Source organism: Arthrobacter sp. Y3223164, from assembly GCF_059091005.1.
On sequence record NZ_JBNHGF010000224.1, the window covers coordinates 1 to 4,788 of the forward strand.

A 4,788-nucleotide genomic window follows, 5' to 3' on the forward strand; every position below is an offset into this window, starting at 1 on the left:
TCACTCGCGCCCGGCCCCAGCAGCCGACGGGCCCCTCGCTGCCGACGCTGCCGCGCAGGAGGATCCCCAGGCCGACGACCAGCCGTCCGCGTTTCTCGGAAACCTGAGCCCCGTCACCAAGCGGCGCCGGCGGAAGGCGGCCGCGTGAATCTTTTGGACCAGCTCGGCGGCGGGCTGGCGGCCGACTCCCCCGTCTGCTCGCGCAAGGGCTGCCGTCAGGCCGCGCAGTGGCAGCTGCTGTGGAACAACCCGAAAATCCATACCCCCGAGCGCCGCAAAATCTGGCTGGCGTGCGGTGGACACCGGGAGTGGCTGCAGGACTATCTCATCCAGCGCAGCCTCTGGCGCGAAACGCTCCCCTTGGAAGGTGCCTGAATGTCCTACCGATTCCTGCTCAGCGGCAAGTGGCTGGGCTGGCTGCTGATCGTTGCCCTGCTGGCCGCGGTGTGCGTGCTGCTGGGCAACTGGCAGATGGACCGCCGGGACCAGGCCCGCGACGTCATCGCAGCGGTGGAGAACAATTACGACGCCGATCCGGTGCCGTTCAGCGAGGTGCCGGACATCTTCGCCAGCGCCGATGACGCGGTGGAATGGACGCCGGTGGTCCTCGCCGGCGAGTACGACGACGCCGGGCAGCGGATCGTGCGCAACCGCCCGCTGAACGGCCGGCCTGGCTACGAGGTACTTGCCCCGCTGCGCCTCCAGGACGGCAGCGCCGTCGTGATTAACCGGGGCTGGCTCCCGATCGGCAACAACCAGGCCGGCCATCCGGACACCGTTCCCGCCGCCCCGGAAGGCGACGTCACCGTCGTCGCGCGCGTCAAGCCAGGCGAAGGCCCGGTCAGCCGCGGTGCCCCGGAAGGCCAGCTCGCGTCCATTAACCTGGACGCCTATGCGGCCGAGCTGGTGTACCCGGTGCATACGGGCAGCTACGGCCTGATGGCGTCGGAATCCCCCGCCGCGGCCGTACAGCCCGTGCAGATCCCCAAACCGGCCATCGACGAAGGACCGCACCTGTCGTACTCGATGCAGTGGTACGCCTTCGGTGTGCTCCTGTTTGTCGGCTACGGCTATGCCGCCCGCCAGCAGGCGCACCACAGCCGGTACGCGGAGGAAGAGGAGGCGCTGAGCGGATACCACCAGGCCAATCCGGCGCCGCGCGCCGCTGCCCCGAAACGCCGGAGCAAGCGGCCGACGGCCGAAGAAGAGGAAGACGCCCTGCTGGACGCCCAGGGGTTCCGCACCGACGGCACCCTGCTCAGCCGCGACGACTGAACTGCAGCGCCGTCTATAACCTGAATTGCACGGCGCTTAGACACCTCGCTCGTTCCTCGCTCGGCGACGCGCTCCTTGGCAATTTCGATTGCGACGGCGCTATGCCCGGCATCAGGCCAGCGTGACCAGGTCCAGGTAGTCCTCATTCCAGAGGTCCTCGACGCCGTCCGGCAGCAGCACGACGCGCTCCGGGTTCAGGGCCGCCACGGCCCCTTCGTCGTGGCTCACCATGACGACGGCGCCGCTGTAATTGCGCAGTGCGCCCAGGATTTCCGCCCGGCTGGCGGGGTCCAGGTTGTTGGTCGGCTCATCCAGCAGCAGCACATTGGCCGACGACGCCACGATGGTGGCCAGGGCGAGCCGGGTCTTTTCGCCGCCGGACAGCACGCCCGCGGGCTTGTTCACGTCGTCCCCGGAGAACAGGAAGGAACCGAGGATGTTCCGCACCTCGGCATCCTGCAGGTCGGGGGCGGCCGAGCGCATGTTCTCCAGCACGGTCCGGTTCACGTCCAGGGTTTCGTGTTCCTGAGCGTAGTAGCCGATCTTCAGTCCGTGGCCGGGCAGCACATCGCCGGTGTCGGGGGTGTCCACCCCGGCCAGCATGCGCAGCAGCGTGGTCTTGCCGGCGCCGTTCAGGCCCAGGATGACCACGCGGGAGCCGCGGTCGATGGCCAGGTCCACATCCGTGAAGATCTCCAACGAGCCGTAGGACTTGCTCAGGCCTTCGGCGGTGAGCGGAGTCTTGCCGCAGGGTGCGGGATCGGGGAAGCGCAGGGCCGCCACCTTGTCCTGTGCGCGCACCTCGTCCAGGCCGCTGAGCAGGCGTTCGGCGCGCTTGGCCATGTTTTGGGCCGCCACCGCCTTGGTGGCCTTGGCGCGCATCTTGTTCGCCTGGTCCATGAGGACCTGGGCCTTTTTTTCGGCGTTGGCGCGCTCACGCTTGCGGGCCCGCTCGTCGGTCTCGCGCTGGGACAGGTAGCGCTTCCAGTTCATGTTGTAGATGTCGATGGTCGCGCGGTTGGCGTCCAGGTGGAACACCTTGTTGACGGTCGCTTCCAGCAGCCCGGTGTCGTGGCTGATCACGATCAGGCCGCCCTGGTGGTTTTTCAGGAACTCGCGCAGCCAGCTGATCGAGTCGGCGTCGAGGTGGTTGGTCGGCTCGTCGAGGAGCATGGTGTCGGCGCCGGAATACAGGATCCGGGCCAGCTCGACGCGGCGGCGCTGGCCGCCGGACAGCGTCCGCAGGGGCTGGTTCAGGATCCGCTCCGGCAGGGCCAGGTTGGAGGAGATGGCGGCCGCCTCGGCCTCGGCGGCGTAACCGCCGCCGGAGATGAACTCGGCCTCCAGCCGGTCGTAGCGGCGCATCGCCTTGGCCTGGACGTCGGCGTCGGTGCTGGCCATGTCCGACTGCGCTTCCCGCAGCTTGCGGGTCACCACGTCGAGGCCCCGCACCGAGAGGATCCGGTCGCGGGCCAGCTGTTCCATGTCGGGGGTGCGCGGGTCCTGGGGCAGGTAACCGATTTCACCGGTGCGCACCACGGTCCCGGCGGCAGGCATGCCTTCTCCGGCGAGGACGCGGGTCAGCGTGGTCTTGCCGGCGCCGTTGCGGCCCACCAGCCCCACCTTGTCGCCCTTGTCCACACGGAAGGACACCGCCTCCATGAGCAGACGGGCCCCGGCACGCAGCTCAAGATCGTTGACGGTAATCACAGTGGAAGCCTTTCGAAGGGGTGCGGGAGGGATGCCCGGGCGCCGTCCAGACGGGACGGGCGGAAATCAACCTTTCCAGTCTACCGGCAACCCAAGCCGTCCCCACCCCTCCGCCCCGCCCTGATCGGACGGTTATCCTTGGCGAATGAGTTTCTCCCGCGGCTCCCAGTTGGATACGTCACAGGTTCAGGACCGCCGCGGCGGCCTGGGCGGCAAGATCGCCATCGGCGGCGGCGGCCTCCTCGTCCTCATTGCCAGCCTCCTGGGCGTTTCGCCCGAAGTGCTGGAAGGCTTCGGCCTGGGCGCCGGCCAGGAACAGCAGCAACCGGGTGGTTCGGCCCTGCAGGAAGAATGCCGCACCGGCGCGGACGCCAACGATCGCACCGACTGCCGCATCGTGGGGACCGTCAACAGCCTCAACGATTTCTGGGCCGGCTATCTCCCCCGCTACAACATGCGGTACCCGGCCCCGCAGACCGTCCTGTTCGACGGCGGCGTCAGCACCGGCTGCGGCAGGGCCAGCAGCGCGGTGGGCCCGTTCTACTGTCCATCCGACCAGACCGCGTATTTCGACACCTCCTTCTTCACCGAACTGACCACCCGCTTCGGCGCCAGCGGCGGGCCGCTGGCCGAGGAATACGTGGTGGCGCACGAGTTCGGGCACCACATCCAGAACCTCACCGGTGCCATCGGCTACGCCCGGCAGGATCCCCAGGGACCCGAATCCGGCGCAGTCCGGGTGGAACTGCAGGCGGACTGCTATGCCGGGGTGTGGGCCGGCAACGCCACCGAGCAGATCGACGAACGGACCGGGGAACCCTTCATGCAGCCGCTGACCCAGCGGGACCTGCAGGACGCCCTCTCCGCCGCGGCCGCCGTCGGCGACGACCGCATCCAGCAAGCCGCCGCGGGGCAGGTCAACCCCCACACCTGGACGCACGGCTCCAGCGAGCAGCGGCAGCGCTGGTTCCTGCACGGCTACCAAACCGGTGACGCCGGCCGGTGCGATACGTTCTCGGCCCCGGACCTCGACCGACCCGCCTGACGCAGGTGCGAAGGCTGCAACTCCCGGACGCAGCCCGCGAAAGCTACAGGTCCCGTGGATCCACGGGGTCCGCCTCCCGGATGCCCGCGGCAAACGGCGGTGCACCCCCGGAGACCCCGGCCGGCGGGGTGCCCCCGGAGGTCCCGGCCCTGCCCTCGTCGGGATCCCCGGGCCCGAATCCCGGAAGATATCCGTCGGGCTCGCGGCCCATCGTCGTGTCCAGCAGCAGGAACACCATGCCCGCCCCCAGCCAGACCAGGATCAGGCCGATGCCCGTCATCAGCAACTCCCCCGGCCCCGCCGTCCCGGGGCTGTACGGCAGCCAACCCGTCGCGGCACCCCTGATGCCCGTCCAGAGCAGCCAGAAACCGGGGAAGGCCAGCCCGACCGTCACGGCGCCGGCGCCGATGCGGGGCCGCGGACCAAAGATGAGCCAGCCGGTCACGACGACGACGGGCAGCACGTAATGCAGGAGCCGGTCCGCCATCACCCAGGCAGCGGTCAGCCCGGCGGCTTCGGGAAAGCCCCCGAACGGGGTGAACTGGGCCAGGAAGACCAGCAGCATGGCCGCCAGGGTGGCGGTCCGGGCTGCCCGCCAGAGCCGTCCCCCGGCCATGGTCGAATCCATCAGCAGCGTCAGGCTCACCACAAAGACGAGCAGCGCGGCCTGCACCCCCGGGGCGCTGGCGTAGTTCCACCAGGCATGCGCGGGGGCCGCGCCATAGCCGGGCGCCGCCGGCACGGCGGTGATGCCGACG

At 69.5% G+C, this 4,788-nt stretch carries 5 protein-coding genes; 3 read left to right on the forward strand and 2 right to left on the reverse strand.

From position 1 onward, the window contains the following. Window positions 1-144: 144 nt before the first annotated feature. Both AC5RUJ_RS11300 and AC5RUJ_RS11305 read left to right on the forward strand, forming a co-directional pair. Complete coding sequence (locus tag AC5RUJ_RS11300; protein WP_493999662.1) at window positions 145-375, forward strand: hypothetical protein; 231 nt, start codon at window positions 145-147, stop codon at window positions 373-375. After that, window positions 376-1,275 (forward strand): SURF1 family cytochrome oxidase biogenesis protein, encoded by a 900-nt coding sequence (locus AC5RUJ_RS11305; RefSeq protein WP_494127890.1) that lies wholly within the window; start codon window positions 376-378, stop codon window positions 1,273-1,275. It begins immediately after the preceding gene. Window positions 1,276-1,386: 111 nt separating this feature from the next. Here the strand turns inward: AC5RUJ_RS11305 and abc-f are convergent, their stop codons facing one another. Further along, entirely contained in the window at window positions 1,387-2,985 is a 1,599-nt protein-coding gene (gene abc-f / locus AC5RUJ_RS11310) for a ribosomal protection-like ABC-F family protein (protein ID WP_494127891.1), read from the reverse strand. A gap of 145 nt (window positions 2,986-3,130) precedes the next feature. Between abc-f and ypfJ the strand changes: the two genes are divergently transcribed. After that, window positions 3,131-4,030, forward strand: coding sequence for a KPN_02809 family neutral zinc metallopeptidase (ypfJ, locus tag AC5RUJ_RS11315; RefSeq protein WP_494127892.1), 900 nt, complete (start codon window positions 3,131-3,133; stop codon window positions 4,028-4,030). Between the two features lie 43 nt (window positions 4,031-4,073). Here ypfJ and AC5RUJ_RS11320 read toward each other — a convergent pair. Then, on the reverse strand, window positions 4,074-4,788 hold a 715-nt coding region (locus AC5RUJ_RS11320; RefSeq protein WP_494155880.1), incomplete at its 5' end, for a Pr6Pr family membrane protein.